This window comes from Nocardioides dubius (assembly GCF_039528155.1).
Taxonomy (GTDB): domain Bacteria; phylum Actinomycetota; class Actinomycetes; order Propionibacteriales; family Nocardioidaceae; genus Nocardioides; species Nocardioides dubius.
On sequence record NZ_BAAALG010000006.1, the window covers coordinates 16812 to 31477 of the forward strand.

The 14666-nt window shown below is 67.9% G+C and carries 14 protein-coding genes and 1 pseudogene; all 15 read right to left on the reverse strand.

Annotated features, from left to right (window positions below):
* A pseudogene (locus ABD151_RS07465) lies at nt 1–410 on the reverse strand (DNA-directed RNA polymerase subunit beta); the annotation flags it as partial.
* Between the two features lie 257 nt (nt 411–667).
* The gene (locus ABD151_RS07470; protein WP_343992887.1) at nt 668–1723 is read right to left on the reverse strand and encodes a J domain-containing protein; all 1056 of its coding nucleotides are present in this window, start codon (nt 1721–1723) and stop codon (nt 668–670) included.
* A complete protein-coding gene (locus ABD151_RS07475; protein WP_343992889.1) occupies nt 1720–2367 on the reverse strand; it encodes a hypothetical protein in 648 nt (215 codons plus the stop codon). Before ABD151_RS07475 ends, ABD151_RS07470 begins: the two co-directional genes overlap by 4 nt.
* A complete protein-coding gene (locus ABD151_RS07480; RefSeq protein ID WP_343992892.1) occupies nt 2360–3652 on the reverse strand; it encodes an MCE family protein in 1293 nt (430 codons plus the stop codon). The genes ABD151_RS07475 and ABD151_RS07480 overlap by 8 nt, the downstream gene beginning before the upstream one ends.
* Complete coding sequence (locus ABD151_RS07485; protein WP_343992895.1) at nt 3649–5106, reverse strand: MCE family protein; 1458 nt, start codon at nt 5104–5106, stop codon at nt 3649–3651. Before ABD151_RS07485 ends, ABD151_RS07480 begins: the two co-directional genes overlap by 4 nt.
* Nucleotides 5103–6215 carry an MCE family protein gene (locus tag ABD151_RS07490; RefSeq protein ID WP_343992897.1) on the reverse strand — a complete coding sequence of 371 codons (1113 nt, stop codon included), beginning with the start codon at nt 6213–6215 and terminating at the stop codon, nt 5103–5105. The genes ABD151_RS07485 and ABD151_RS07490 overlap by 4 nt, the downstream gene beginning before the upstream one ends.
* Nucleotides 6212–7189 carry an MCE family protein gene (locus ABD151_RS07495; protein WP_343992899.1) on the reverse strand — a complete coding sequence of 326 codons (978 nt, stop codon included), beginning with the start codon at nt 7187–7189 and terminating at the stop codon, nt 6212–6214. Before ABD151_RS07495 ends, ABD151_RS07490 begins: the two co-directional genes overlap by 4 nt.
* Complete coding sequence (locus tag ABD151_RS07500) at nt 7186–8232, reverse strand: MCE family protein (RefSeq protein WP_343992901.1); 1047 nt, start codon at nt 8230–8232, stop codon at nt 7186–7188. The genes ABD151_RS07495 and ABD151_RS07500 overlap by 4 nt, the downstream gene beginning before the upstream one ends.
* Complete coding sequence (locus tag ABD151_RS07505) at nt 8229–9509, reverse strand: MCE family protein (protein ID WP_343992904.1); 1281 nt, start codon at nt 9507–9509, stop codon at nt 8229–8231. The genes ABD151_RS07500 and ABD151_RS07505 overlap by 4 nt, the downstream gene beginning before the upstream one ends.
* Before the next feature lie 2 nt (nt 9510–9511).
* Nucleotides 9512–10339 (reverse strand): MlaE family ABC transporter permease, encoded by an 828-nt coding sequence (locus tag ABD151_RS07510; protein WP_343992906.1) that lies wholly within the window; start codon nt 10337–10339, stop codon nt 9512–9514.
* Nucleotides 10340–10343: 4 nt separating this feature from the next.
* Nucleotides 10344–11123 (reverse strand): MlaE family ABC transporter permease, encoded by a 780-nt coding sequence (locus ABD151_RS07515; protein WP_343992908.1) that lies wholly within the window; start codon nt 11121–11123, stop codon nt 10344–10346.
* Between the two features lie 8 nt (nt 11124–11131).
* Nucleotides 11132–12088, reverse strand: coding sequence for an ABC transporter ATP-binding protein (locus tag ABD151_RS07520; protein WP_343992910.1), 957 nt, complete (start codon nt 12086–12088; stop codon nt 11132–11134).
* Nucleotides 12089–12348: 260 nt separating this feature from the next.
* Nucleotides 12349–12738 (reverse strand): 50S ribosomal protein L7/L12, encoded by a 390-nt coding sequence (gene rplL, locus ABD151_RS07525; protein WP_343992912.1) that lies wholly within the window; start codon nt 12736–12738, stop codon nt 12349–12351.
* A 74-nt stretch (nt 12739–12812) separates the two neighbouring features.
* A complete protein-coding gene (gene rplJ, locus ABD151_RS07530; protein ID WP_343992914.1) occupies nt 12813–13442 on the reverse strand; it encodes a 50S ribosomal protein L10 in 630 nt (209 codons plus the stop codon).
* A 282-nt stretch (nt 13443–13724) separates the two neighbouring features.
* On the reverse strand, nt 13725–14537 hold the full coding sequence (locus tag ABD151_RS07535) for a hypothetical protein (protein ID WP_343992916.1): 813 nt from the start codon (nt 14535–14537) through the stop codon (nt 13725–13727).
* Nucleotides 14538–14666 lie beyond the last annotated feature (129 nt).

Here is a 14666-nt window from a genome sequence, read left to right on the forward strand (position 1 = left end):
AACTCACCCATGAAGACCGTCTGGCCCTTGATCTCACCGGTGTCGTTGTTCGTGAACTCGGCGGAGACGTAGAGCGGCGCGGAGTAGGTGAAGTCCTTCTCCTTGCACTCCTCGACGGTGTACTTGGGGTCGTAGAAGACCGGGTTCTCGAACGAGAGCGACATCGTCTCGGAGAAGTCCTCGATCGGGGAGATCTCCTCGAAGATCTCGGTCAGACCCGACTTGGTGGAGACGTCCTCACCGGCGGCCTGCCGGTCAGCGACGGTCTGCTGCCACCGCTCGTTGCCGATCAGCCAGTCGAAGCTGTCGGTCTGGAGGGCCAGCAGCTGCGGGACCTCGAGAGGATCGGTGATCTTTGCAAAGGAGATGCGACGTGGGTTGTTGCTTGCTGCTTCAGCGCGCGCGGCCAAGAGTGTGTCCTTCAAGGAATTCGCTCTCTAGTGACGCCGGTCCACCACTAACCAGCCACCGGGCAGGCGGGAAAGCATTTGAGGGCAGGCGCAAGGAGCCAGCCTACAGGGACAACGCAATAGCCACAACCCCGCGCGCAAGGATCGCTGAAGATTCCATGCGCCGCTGCCGACGATGATGAACCGTGGGGCCCTACGAGGTCAAGCCGCCACCCCAGCGAGAGCCGACATTCCCGGGTTCTCGCGGGTGAGCAGCCTCACTCCGCAGGGCTCGCGCCCGGCTCCGGCGCGGGCGCGCCGGACGGCGAGGTCGAGCTCTGCGGTGCGGGCGTCGAGCCGGCCCCACCCTGGTCGTCGGCGTCGCCGCCGTCGATCCCGGAGATGTCGTCGACCAGCCAGCTGCCGCCCTTCTCCACCATGGTCAGGCCGACCATCACGAAGCCGGTGCCCTGGTCGCCGGCGGCGTTGGTGACCTGGTTGCGCAGCACCGCGACCAGCTCGACCCGCTTCGCATCGTCGGAGGCCCGCACCACGCCGGTGGCGAGGACGTCGGTGGTGACCACCGCCTTCACCTCCTGGGCGCTGGCCTGCACCAGGTTCCAGATCGCGGCGAAGCTGTTCTCGTAGTAGGCGGGGGTGAGCACCTCGGCGGCCCGATCACGGGCGGTCTCGAGGTCGTCCCAGCGGTAGGTGAGCACGTCGCCGAAGCTCTCGTCGGCGACCGCACGGGCCTCGGCGATCGCCTGCTCGACGTCGTCTGAGTCGTCGGCGGCGAACTGGAAGTAGCCCGCCACGCCGGCACAGATCAGGGTGGCCAGGGCCAGGGCGATCAGCAGCCAGCCAGGGACCGGCCGTGCCGCGGTGCCGTCATCGGCCAGCGAGCCGGAGGAGGCGGCGCCGGCCAGGCCGGAGCGCGGGTCGCCGGCGGGGTCCATCTCCTCCAGGTCGTCGTCGGCGCCATCCTCGTCGGCGCTCTCGTCGAACTCCTCGTCGTCCTCGTCGAGGTCGGCCAGGTCGTCGTCGGCCAGGTCGTCGTCGGCCAGGTCGTCCTCGGCCGCAGGGTCGGGGGCGCTCGCGTCGCTGCCGGGAGTCGGCGCCGCGACGGGCTCCGGCTCCGGCTCCGGCTCCGGGAGCGTCGCGTCGTACGCGGCCCGGGCCTCGGCGTCGAGCAGCACCTTGGCGGCGTCGTTGTAGAGGCCGAAGCGGCGATCGGTGGGATCGAAGTCCGCGATCGCGTCGCGCCAGGCGTCGCGGATCTCCTCGGTGGAGGCATCCCGGGCGACGCCGAGCACCTCGTACCAGCTGGCGCTCATCGCTGCGACCCCTTCGAGCTCGGCGTCTGGCTCGGCTCGGCGCTCGGGTCGGCGCTCGGGTCGGCGCTGGGGTCGGCGCTGGGGTCGGCGCCATCGGGCGCCGTCGCTGCGGCGAGGTCCTCAGGATCGTCGTTGACCAGCCAACGGCCGCCGACCTTGACCAGGCGCAGCCGCTTGGTGAATCCGGTGTCCTCCAGGACCTGATCGCCCAGGCTGCTCACCGAGGAGCCGCCGACCAGGACGCTGGCGGAGTCGGAGTCGACCTCCTCGACGCCGACCCGATCGACCACGGTCTCCACCCGCAGCCCCTGCACGACCAGGGGCGTGTAGGTCTCCAGCCACTGGTCCAGGGCCGGCTTGTAGGCCGCGGTGATCAGCGGAGCGACTCGGTCCCGGTAGGCAGTGAGGGCCTTCTCGTCATCGAGGTCGTCCTCGGAGTAGTTCGAGGCCGCAAGGGTGTAGGCGCGCGCGGCGACCAGCGCCGCGTCCCGCGCCTGCTGCGGCGAGTCGGAGTCGTCATCGGCCGCCCGGACCGCGACGACGAGCCAGACCACCGATGCCACCAGCAGACCGGCCAGCAGCGCCGCGAGCACACGCGTGAACAACGGCGACCGCAGACCGGTCGCCGACCCTTCCTCAGCCAACACTCTTCGCCTCAGACCCTCCGTTGGACCGGAGCAGCAACCACTCCCAGGTCGCTGTGCCCCGCGAAGTGCTCACGCTACCGGTACTGGCGGCCTTCTTCGCGCCGTTCACGCCGGGGGCCCAGACCAGTTCGTCGTCGTCCAGCGTCGCCACCACGGGTGCGCGGTAGCTGGCCGGCGCCCGGTTCGGCGCGGCATGGGCGCCACGCGGGGTGGCGTTCGGGTCGGTACAGCGGGCATCGGTGTTGAGGTCGCGCCACTCGCCGTTCGCCGGGTTGCGCTGGTCGGTGCCCTCGTAGCCCTTGTGACAGAGCTGGTGCGGGGTCAGGATCAGGCCGAAGTGCGCGTCCATCAGGCCGGTCTCCGGGTCCTTGGAGACCACCGTCATGCCCGCCTCGACCACGTAGGGGTAGATCGCGAGCAGGTGCTCCACGCCGTCGAGCCGCTTCACCACGACCTCGCTGGTGGTGCGCAGGTTGTTCAACAGCGACGTCAGGTCGATGTCGTTCTCCTCGATGAACCGGCGCAGCGTGTTGGCTGCCTCGGAGCCCGAGTCGATCACCGTGCGCAGGTCCTTGTCGGAGCCCGCCAGGGTGGTGGTGAACAGGTCGAGGTTCGTCGCGAAGCTCTTGATCGACTGCGCCAGGTCCAGCTGGGTGCCGAGCACCTTGTTGGAGTCGCGGATCAGCGAGGTGGTCAGGTCGAAGTTCGCGTCCGCCGTCTCGATGAAGGAGTTGGACGTGTCGATGATCTGGGCGAGGTCCTCGCCGGTGCCGTCGAAGGCCAGTCCCAGCTCCTCGATCACGGTGCGCAGCGCGTCGCGGTCCACCGAGCCGGCAGTGGTGGCGACGTCGGCGATCAGCTTCGCGGCCGGGATCGGGATCCGGGTGTTCGGCTCGGCGATCTGCGAGTCGTCACGCAGGTAGGGACCGTCGCTCACGTTGGGCTGCAGGTCCACGTACTGCTCGCCGACCGCGGAGCGGTTCGCGACCTGGGCGATCGTGTCCGCGGGGATCTCGTCCCACTTATTGTCGATCTCCAGGTGGACGTCGACGCCCTCGTCGGTGAGCTTGAGCTCGCCGACCCGCCCGATGGTGGTGCCCCGGTAGGTGACTCCGGCGCCGGCGAAGATGCCGCCGGAGTCCGGGAAGTGCGCGACCACGGTGTAGGAGGTGTCCAGGAAGAGGCGGTCCAGGCGCGCGTAGCGCGCACCCACGAAGGCGACGCCGAGCACCGTGATGAGCGCGAAGACGGTGAGCTGGATCCGGGTGCGTCGGGTGATCACTGTGCCACTCCTCGCAGCATCAGACCGGCCAGGGTCGGGTCGTACTCGGCTCCGAGGTCGCCGATCTTCAGCTCCAGGGCCGGCTCGCCGGCCCGGTTCAGGCCGAGGCTGCCGAGCACGTCCTTGAGACCCGCGTCGAGGCCGCTGCCGGCCTCGGCGTCAGAGCCGCCGGACTTCTCGCTGCCCAGCGGCAGGAATCCGCCGCCCTTGCCCGGACGCAGAATCGGCGCCAACAGGCCGCAGACCAGCTTGTCCTGGTTCTTGTCCAGTGCGCAGAGCGAGAGCAGCTGCAGCAGGTTGCCGGGAACCGCCAGCACCCGCTGGCAGGCCGCGGCGCTGAGGTTGCTCGCGCTCAGGCAGGTCAGCACGTCGTTGACGACGTGGCTGGGGTCGATCTCGGTCGGCAGCAGCGTCGGCAGGATGCCGTTGCCGGAGGTGTCGAGGAGCCGGATGTCCAGCTTGATCGACAGGTTGACGAAGTCGCCCATGTGCAGGTTCTTGGCCATCTCCGGGTCACGGCCCACGGCCTCGTCCACGAAGGGGTAGGTCAGGAAGGCGTGGAACGCCTCGGCGAAGCTGTCACCGCTGGCGGCCAGCTGGGAGAGCACCGGCTGCAACTGGGTCAGCGCGTCGATGGTGGCGGTCTTGGAGGCCTTGATCACCCGGGTTCCGGTGTTGCCCAGCTTGCTGAGCGCCTCGAGCATCTTCACCAGATCGCCGCGCTGCGAGTCCAGCGACTCCAGCGCCTCGGGCAGCTCGTCGAGCGCCGCATTGATGGTGTCGCGCTGCTGGTTGGCGCTGGTGGAGAGGTCGTTGAGCCGCTCGATCGCGGTGACGATGTTCTGCTTGTTCGTGTCGAGCTCGCCCATGAACGTCTCGAGCTGGGTCAACACCGACCGGGCGCTGCCCTCACGGCCCTCGAGCGCCTTGTTGAGCTCGGAGCTGATCACCTTGAGCTGGGCCACGCCACCACCGTTGAGGACCAGGCTCAGCGCGCTGAGCACCTCTTCCACCTCGGGGTTGCGGTTGGTCCGCTTGACCCCGATCCGGTCGCCGTCGCCGAGACGTCCCTCGGTCGGGTCGGCGGGTGCGTTGAGAGAGACGAACTTCTCCCCCAGCAACGACGTCTGCCGGATCTCCGCCTCGGCGTTGTCGGGCAGGTCGACGTCGTTGCGCAGGGTCAGCTCGACCTCGGCCTGGTAGCCGACCAGCTTGACGTCGCTGACCTTGCCGACGGTGATGTCGTTGACCTTCACCGTGGACTGCGGCACCAGGTCCAGCACGTCCGGGAAGGTCACGGTCACCTTGATCGGGTCGGATCCCACGTCGGCGCCACCGGGCAGCGGCAGCTTGTAGACGCTGAAGCCGCAGGAGGTCAGAGTCAGCACCAGGGCCACCAGGAGCCCGAGCCGAAGACCGTGCCGCCGGCCCTGACGGGAGCGGAGCGTGCTCATCGCGTCACCCCCAACAGCGACTCGAGGGTGGGATCGGCCAGCCGCTCGGGCGCTCCGGCCCGGTTGAGCCCGCCGAGCAGGGTCTCGATCAGGCCACAGGTGACGCCGGTCGGGTCCGCAGTGCCGACGATCGAGCAGAGCACCAGCGAGGGGTTGCTGCCCAGCATGTGGGCGACGTTCTCCAGGTTGGCGGAGGTGTCCAGCGTGGCGGACTGCGGGTTGTAGGTCAGCGCCAGGTTGTTCAGCGCCAGCGGGCCGACCCGAAGGATCTCGTCGAGCTCGGCGCGACGCTTGACCAGGGTCTTGGAGACCCGGTTGAGGCCCTTGATGTTCTTGCCGAGCAGCTCTTCGTTGTCCTTGACGAACGTGGTCACCTGGGTGAGCGCCTGACCGATGTTGCTGAGCGAGGTGGCCAGCTCCTCGCGCTCGCCGGAGAGCAGCTCGGAGACGTTGCTCATCGACTTGGTGAAGTCGCGCACCACCTGGTCGTTGTCGGCCAGGGTGGAGATGAAGCGCTCCAGCTCCTCGGCCGCACCGAACAGCTCGTCCTTGTTGTTCTCCAGGGTCCCGGTCAGCTTGCCGAGGTCCTTGATGGTGCGGTTGACCTCGGCGCCCTGGCCGTCGAAGTTCTCCGCGGTCACCTCGAGCAGCTGGGTCAGCGCACCGTCGCTGTTGGCGCCCTCCGGACCGAGGGCGACCACGAGGTCGTCGATGCTGCCGTAGATCTCGTCCAGCTCGAGCGGGGTGCTGGTCCGCGTCGCGTCGAGCACGGCGCCGTCCTTGAGCTTCTCGCCGCCGGTGTACACGGGGGTGAGCTGGACGAAGCGGTCGCCGACCACGCTGGGCGAGACGATCACCGCCTGGGCATCGGCCGGCAGGTCCACCTCGGCGTCGTAGGAGAGCTTGACCTCGACCTCGGTGCCCTGGGGCTCGACCGAGGTCACCTCGCCCACGCGCACGCCGAGCACCCGCACCTCGGAGCCCTCGTAGATCGCGACGGTGCGCGGGAACGAGGCGGTGAGCTCCTTGCGGTCCTCGCCACCGAACATGGTGAAGGCAGCTGCTGCCAACAGCACCACGATCAGGGCCGGAATGATCAGCCGCTTCATCCGCGACCACCTCCGATCTGCGGCGGGGGCGGCATGTTGGTGATCCAGGTGTCGAACCACGGGCCGTTGCCCAGCGTGTTGGCGAAGACCCGGTAGAACGGGGCCATCAGGCGCAGCGACTCGTCCAGGTTGTCCTGGTTCTTGAGCAGCACCCGGACCACGCTGTCGAGGTTGGTCAGCGCGGGCTTGAGGTCCGCCTTGGAGTCACGCACCAGGGCGGTGAGCTCCTGGGACATCTTCGAGGTCGAGACCAGCAGCTTGTGGATCGCGTCGCGACGGCCCACCAGCGCCTTGAAGAGGACGTCGGCGTCCTTCATCAAGGTGACGATGTCGGCGTCACGGTCGCCGAGCACTCCGGAGACCTTGCGCAGGTTCTGCAGCAGGGTGTTGATCTGCTCGTCGCGCGCGGCCAGGTTGCGGGAGAGTGCGGAGACGCCCTTGAGCGCCGCCTGGAACTCCTCGGGCGTGTTGGCCGCGAGGTCGGTCAGCGTGCTCAGCGAGGTCTTCAGCTGCTCGATGTCGATGTCCTCGGAGGTCTCCGCGAGACCGGTGAAGGCATCCACCACGTTGTAGGGCGAGGAGGTCCGCGAGACCGGGATCTCGTCGCCCTCCTCCATCTGCCCCGAGCCGCTCGGCTCGATGGCGAGGAACATGGCGCCGAGCAGCGTCTTCACCTTGATCGAGGCTCGGGAGTCGGGACCGAACTCGGCATCCTTCTCGATGCGGAAGGTGACCTGCACATGGTCGCCGTCCAGGGCGACCTCCTCGACCTTGCCGACCCGGACGCCGGCGATGCGCACCTCGTCGCCCGGCTTCAGGCCACCGGCCTCGGCGAACGCCGCATGGTAGGTGTCGCCACCGCCGATCAACGGCAGGTCGCTGGCGCGGAAGGCGGCCAGCATCAACGCGGCCAGCACGGCGAGGCTGATCGCGCCGATCACGACCGGGTTGCGCTCACGGAACGGCTTGCTCATTTGAGGAAACACCTCTTCGGAGTCAGCGAGTCCGACGGCGGGTAGTTCACCGACAGCGCCGGCAGCGGGCCCACCTTGACCTGACCCTGGACCGAGCAGAGGAAGAAGTTGAACCACGAACCGTAGGTGGCAGTGCGGCCGATCTTGGTGAGCTTGATCGGGAGCACCTGCAGGGCGCGGTCGATCTCGGCACGGCCCCGGGAGAGGTTGCCGGCGAACTTGCGCAGCTGCTTCACGTCGTTGACGAACGGCTCCCGGATCCCGTCGACCAGCTCGGCGGTCTCCACCGAGAGGGCGGAGATGTCGTCGAGCGAGCCGAGGATCTCCTCGCGATCGTCGCTCAGCCCCGAGACCAGGGTCTTGAGGTTGACGATCAGGCTCGAGAGCTCGTCGTCGCGGTTGCCGATGGTGACCAGGACGTCGTTGAGGTTGACGATCAGGTCGCCGATCACCTCGTCGCGCTCGGCCAGCGTCTGGGTGACCTCGGCGGTGTGGCCGAGCAGGTTCTCGACGGTGCCGCCCTCGTTCTGGAAGACCTGGATCACCTCGTAGGAGAGCTGGTTCAGGTCCTGCGGGGAGAGCGCCTGGAAGAGCGGCTTGAAGCCGTTGAACAGGACCGTGAGGTCGAGCGCCGGGGAGGTGTTGGCGACCGGGATCACCGTCTCCGCCTTGAGGTCGTCCCCGCCGTCGCCGCGCTCGGTGAGCGAGAGGTAGCGCTGGCCGACCAGGTTGCGGTAGCGGATCGCCACGTGGGTGTCCGCGGTGACCGCGGCGTGGTCCTCGACCGAGAAGGTGACCCTGGCGCGATTGCGGTCGACGATCTCGACGTCCTTGACGCTGCCGACCTTCACGCCGGCGATCCGGACGTCGTCACCCTTGACCACACCGGTCGCGTCGACGAAGTCCGCGCTGAAGTTGCGCGAGCTGCCGCCGCCGAGGTTGCCGATCACCAGGACCAGCACGCTGGTCGCCAGAGCGGTGACCACGATGAAGATGATCAGCTTGACCAGGTCGGAGGCGGTCCGCTTGTCCAGGACGCTCACTTCGCGCTCACCTCCGTGCCACGCAGCAGCGGGGCGTAGAGCAGGACGCCGAGGTCGGAGACCTCGCTGCTCGGCTCGCCCAGCTGGGCGGCGAGCAGGCCACGGGCCAGACCGGCCTCCGAGTAGCCGCCGGCCGAGGTCGAGACGTCGAAGCTGGGCAGGGCGCGCATGATGCCCTTGCCGGTCGGCTCGTCGACGCCGTCGTCGAAGTTCGGCGGGTCGCGGTACGGGTTCGCCTGGTTGTACGGGACGTTCGGCAGGGTTCCGCAGTACGGCCCGTTCTTGGCGCCGTAGCGGGGCTTGTCCTGCGGGCCGTACTTGCGCGGCTGGTTCGGGATCACCTCGAGGTTGATGTGCAGGGTCTGCCCGCGGAACGCCTCGGACTGGCCCGCACCGGCACCGACGATGCCCTTGACCAGGCAGGGGAACTCGGGCGCGTACTTGGCCAGCACCCGCAGCTGCTGGTCGCCGAGCTCGGCGACCCGGACCAGGTTCTCCTCGTTCTTCGCGAGGAAGGCGCCGGTGACGCCGGAGAACTTGGAGACGTCGCGGAACAACCGGGTGAGCTCCTTCTCCTTGGTGGTCAGGGTGTTCCCGGTGAGGATCGAGTTGCGCAGGATCGAGGCGATCTCGGGGATGACGTCGTTGTAGACCTCGGAGACCTGGCCGGTCAGCTTGATGTCCTCGACCAGCTTCGGCAGCTGCGGGTTCATCCGCTTGAGGTAGTCGTCGAGCACCTCGAGGTTGTTGCCGATCGCGTCACCGCGGCCCTCCAGGGCGGTGGCCAGCGCGGTCAGCGTCTTGTTGAGGTCGCCCGGAGAGACCGTGCGCAGCAAGGGGTAGAGGTCGTTGAGCGCCTCCTCCACCTCGGTGCTCAGCACCGTCTGGGTGATCCGGTCGCCGGCGCTGATCGCCTGCGCGGACGGCTGGGCCGGGACCTGGAGCGCCACGTACTTCTCGCCGAAGAGGGTCTTCGGCTCGATCCGCGCGGTCACGTTCTCGGGGATGGTGCCGATCTGGTCGGGGTACAGACCGAGCACCAGCTCGGCCTGGCCGCCCGCGTTCTTGGTCTCCAGCACCTCTCCGACGATCACGCCACGGATCTTCACGTCGGCGCGGCTCGGCAGGGCGAGACCGATGTTCGAGGCCTCCAGGGTGACCTTGTCGTAGTCGGTGAACTTCTTGGAGAAGATCGCCCCGGTGAACCAGATGCCGGTGAGGATCAACGCCAGGAAGACGACGCCGATGATCTTGTGCGAGGCAAGGATCCTGTTCATCGCTAGCCCGCCAATCTCACGGTGGTGCTGGTGCCCCAGATCGCCATCGACAAGAACAGGTCGATCACGTTGATCGCCACGATGGAGGTCCGCACGGCCCGTCCCACGGCGACGCCGACGCCGGCCGGACCGCCGCTGGCGTTGTAGCCGTGGTAGCAGTGGATCAGGATCACCACGACCGCGAAGACCAGCACCTTGCCGAAGGACCACAGCACGTCGCCCGGCGGCAGGAACTGGTTGAAGTAGTGGTCGTAGGTGCCCGCGCTCTGGCCGAAGAAGGTGGTGACGGTGAGCCGGGTGGCGAAGTAGGAGGCCAGCAGGCCCACGATGTACAGCGGGACGACCGCGATCAGGCCGCCGATGATCCGGGTGGTGACCAGGAACGGCAGCGAGGGGATCGCCATCACCTCGAGCGCGTCGATCTCCTCCGAGATCCGCATCGCGCCGAGCTGCGCGGTGAAGCCGCAGCCGACGGTGGCGGCCAACGCGATGCCCGCGACCAGCGGCGCGATCTCGCGGGTGTTGAAGTAGGCGGAGACGAAGCCGGAGAAGGCGGCGGTGCCGATCTGGTTCAGCGCGGCATAGCCCTGCAGGCCCACCTCGGTGCCGGTGAAGAAGCACATCGCGGTGATCACGCCGACGGTGCCGCCGATCACGGCGAGCGAGCCCGAGCCGAGGGTCACCTCGGCAAGGATCCGGAGCACCTCCTTCTTGTAGCGGCGCAGGGTGCGCGGCGTCCACGCCAGAGCACGCAGATAGAAGGAGAGCTGGGAGCCCAGGGTGTCGAGGAACTTGGCGGGCCGGTCCACGACCGACTTGATGGGGGCCACGCGATCACCCTGTCTTCGGTGGGAAGAGTTGGATGTAGATCGCGCTCATCACGAAGTTCACCAGGAAGAGCAACAGGAACGTGATCACCACGGACTCGTTGACGGCGTCGCCCACGCCCTTCGGGCCTCCCCCGGCGTTCATGCCCTTGTAGCAGGCCACGATCGCGGCGATCAGTCCGAAGACCAGTGCCTTGGCCATGCCCTGCCAGAGGTCCGGCAATTGGGCGAGCGCGGTGAAGCTCGATAAGTAGGCACCTGGTGTGCCGTCTTGGAGGACGACGTTGAAGACGTAGCCGCCGGCCACGCCGACGACCGAGACCAGGCCGTTGAGGAAGACCGCGACCAGCATGCAGGCCAGCACCCGCGGCACCACCAGGCGCTGCAGCGGATCGATGCCCAGCACCATCATCGCGTCGAGCTCCTCGCGGATCTTGCGCGCGCCGAGGTCCGCCGCGATCGCCGAGCCACCGGCGCCGGCGATCAGCAGCGAGGTCGCGATCGGCCCCGCCTCGCGGACCACCGCGAGCACCGAGGCCGAGCCGGTGAAGGACTCAGCGCCGAACTGCTTGATCAGCCCGCCCACCTGGAGTGCGATCACCGCGCCGAACGGGATCGCCACCAGGGCGGTGGGGATGATGGTCACCGAGGCGATGAACCAGGCCTGCTGGATGAACTCCCGCAGTTGGAACGGGCGCCGGAACATGGCGCGCCCGACGTCGAGACCGAAGGCGAAGAGATTGCCCGCGGTCCCGATCGGCGCGAGAACACGAGTCGTCGTCGTCATGGACGGCTTCAGGAGCCAGGCGCGAGACCCGCGTTGGCGGTCTCGAACGAGCCGGGAGGCGGGGTGACGCCGTTGAGACGGCACCACTCACCTGCCGGGCGCTGACGCTTGCGCGGGATGCCGCTGGAGGGCTCGAGCTGGAGCGGGATGGGCGGCAGCGGCGGCATGACCATGTCCTTCTCCGCCTCGAGCTCGTCGGCGTCCTTCTCCTCCGACATGCCGATCGGGCCGACGGTCTGCGCGTTCAGGAACTGGCGGACCACCGGCTCCTCGGAGCTCAGCAGCATCTCGCGCGGCCCGAACATGGCCAGGTGCTTGTGGTACAGCAGGCCGATGTTGTCCGGCACGGTCCGGGTGCTGTTGATGTCGTGGGTCACGATCAGGAACGTCGCGTCGATCTGCGCGTTCAGGTCGATGAAGAGCTGGTTGATGAACGAGGTGCGCACCGGGTCCAGGCCGGAGTCCGGCTCGTCGATGAGCAGGATCTCGGGGTCGAGCACCAGCGCGCGGGCCAGGCCGGCCCGCTTGCGCATGCCGCCGGAGATCTCACCGGGGAGCTTGGTCTCCGCGCCGATCAGACCGACGAGGTCCATCTTCTCCATCACGATGGTGCGAATCTCCGACTCGCTCTTCTTCGTGTGCTCGCGCAGCGGGAAGGCGACGTTGTCGTAGAGGTTCATCGAGCCGAACATGGCGCCGTCCTGGAACAGCACGCCGAACAGCTTGCGGATCTCGTAGAGGTCCTTCTCCGAGCAGGACGCGATGTCGGTGCCCTCGATCAGGATGGAGCCCTTGTCGGGCTTGATCAGACCGATGAGGGCCTTGAGGAAGACCGACTTTCCGGTACCCGACGGGCCCAGCATCACGGAGACCTCGCCGGCCGGGATGGTCAGCGAGACGTCACCCCAGATCAGTTGCTTGCCAAAAGACTTGGTCAGCTCGTTGATCTTGATCTCAACGCCCATGGTGCCCTCATTTCGTCATGCCTAGACCAACGTCGGACGGGGCGGCCTCCCATGACCACACCCGCGCCCGCGTGGTTACTCCTCAGTGACAACGCGGGCACCGGAGCAAAGTTACGGGTTTTTGCGACGTCGGTCACGTAGTTGGGAAGAACAAGTTCTACCGGAGCCGGAAATGCCGCAGGGCGGCCACCCCCGAAGGGGTGACCGCCCTGAGGCGTGGCGCGCTCAGACGGTCGAGACCGCCCGGCAGCGCCGGAGAATCACTTGAGGGTGACGGTGGCGCCGGCGGCCTCGAGGGCCTCCTTGGCCTTCTCCGCAGCGTCCTTCGCGACGCCCTCGAGGATCGCCTTGGGGGCACCCTCGACGAGCTCCTTGGCCTCCTTCAGGCCGAGGGAGGTCAGGGCGCGCACCTCCTTGATGACGTTGATCTTCTTGTCGCCGGCGGCCTCGAGGACGACGTCGAACTCGTCCTTCTCCTCGCCAGCGGCCTCGCCACCGGCGCCACCGGCGGCCGGAGCGGCAGCAACGGCGACCGGAGCAGCGGCGGTCACGCCGAAGGTCTCCTCGAACTCCTTAACGAACTCGGAGAGCTCGATGAGGGTCATTTCCTTGAACGCGTCGAGCAGCTCTGCGGTGCTGAGCTTCGCCATGATGGCGCTTCCTTCCGTTTGTGGCCCGCGGGTCAATCCCTGGAGCCGGGGTTACAGGTGGTACGTCGGCCCGATCAGGCTTCGGTGGACTCGGCCTCGTCGGAAGCAGGAGCTTCCTCGGCGGCCGGGGCTTCCTCGGCGGCTTCGACCGGAGCGGGAGCACCGGCACCACCTGCGAGGATCGTGGGGTCCTGCTGCGCCTTGGCCTCGAGGGCGCCGGCGAGCCGGGCAGCCTGCGAGATCGGGGCGTTGAGCAGGTAGACGGCCTGGGAGAGCGAGGCCAGCAGAGCGCCGGCCAGCTTGCCCAGAAGAACCTCGCGAGACTCGAGATCGGCCAGCTTGGCGATCTCAGAGGCGTCGAGGAGGTTGCCGTCGAGGACTCCACCCTTGATCACAAGGGCGGGGTTCGCCTTGGCAAAGTCACGCAGGCCCTTGGCAGCCTCAACGACGTCACCCTCGATGAAGGCGATGGCGGTGGGACCGGTGAGGAGCTCGTCAAAGCCCTCGATTCCCGCTTCCTTGGCGGCAATCTGGGCAAGCGTGTTCTTGACCACGGCGTAGTTGGCGTTCTCGCCGAGGGAGCGCCGCAGCTGCTGCAGCTCCGCAACGGTGAGACCGCGGTACTCGGTCAGCACAGCACCGGCAGCGTTGTTGAAAGCCTCAACAACCTCTGCCACAGCTGCTGCCTTGTCTGGCCGCGCCATGGGTCTCCTTCCGAACTACTTCGTTGGTTCGAGACCTCCGCGGCTGCGCTTGGCGAGTTTGACCCCTACCAAGACGAAACGCCCTGGCGCATGCGCTCAGGGCGTTGGTGAATCCGAACGGACTCTGCTCTGGGCACCTGCGCAGGCCGCCCCTTGCGGGGACCTTCGGCACACTGACGGGCAGTGCGACGACCGGCGGTCTCTGGTTTCCGAGGAAGAGCATAGGCGGCCGTCGATCCGCTTCCAAATCGACGGCCGCCCATCAGCGGTGCTGCGCCAGGCTCACTGCGCGGTGGGCGCCTTGTCGGTGACCTGGTCCGCGGCGGGGGCCGTGAGGTCGAAGGTCTCGCCGTACTGCGAGTAGTAGGTGGTCATCTGGCTGGCGCTCTGCGCGCTGGCCTCCGCGCCGAGATCGGTGCTCTGCAGCTGGACCGGGCGGTTGTCGGCGTCCAGCCACAGGTCGAGCTGGAAGCGCTGGGTGGCCGGGTCGACGCCGGCCGCGGTGGCGTCGGCCGACGGCTCGATCACCAGGCGGTACTGGACCGCCTCGGTCTCGTTGCCCTCCAGGTCGGTGACTGTCTCACTGCCGACGACCTCGTCCTCGACGATGTCGTAGCCCTTCGTCATCGCCTCGATGTCCGAGGTCAGCGAGGCCAGCGCGTCGGGGTTGAACGTCTCCTCCGGGTACACGTACCACGGCTTGGCGGCGTCACCGTTCGGGCTCTTCTCGTAGAAGCGCTCGCCGTCCCAGAGGCCCTCGATGACGCCGGCCTGGGTGGTCATCGAGATCCGGAAGGTCTTCTGCTCACCCTTCAGCTGCACCTGCACCACACCGGAGGGCTGCTGCTGGCCCTGCACGGTGGAGACCGAGGTGACCTGCCAGGAGCCGGCGTCCTTCTGGGCCTGCGCGATCGTGGAGAAGATCTCCTCGGCCTCGATCGAGGAGAAGCCGTCGGGTACCTGGTGGCCGGCGCCCGCCGGGCTGTCGCCCTGAGCGTGCTTGCCCCACAGGATCAGCGAGATCAGGAGACCGATGGTCACCACGCCGACGACGATGGCAGCAACAGCAGAGCGGGCGGGGATGTTACGAGACATGAAGCGAAGTCAACCACGCGCCTGGTGAGGGCTCGCTCGCTCCCCCGGATGCACGCTGTTGCAGCGCACCTGGTGGGCGGTTCGCCGGCCTTGGCCCCGTGACGGCGGTCGCTGCCCGGAACGCACCAG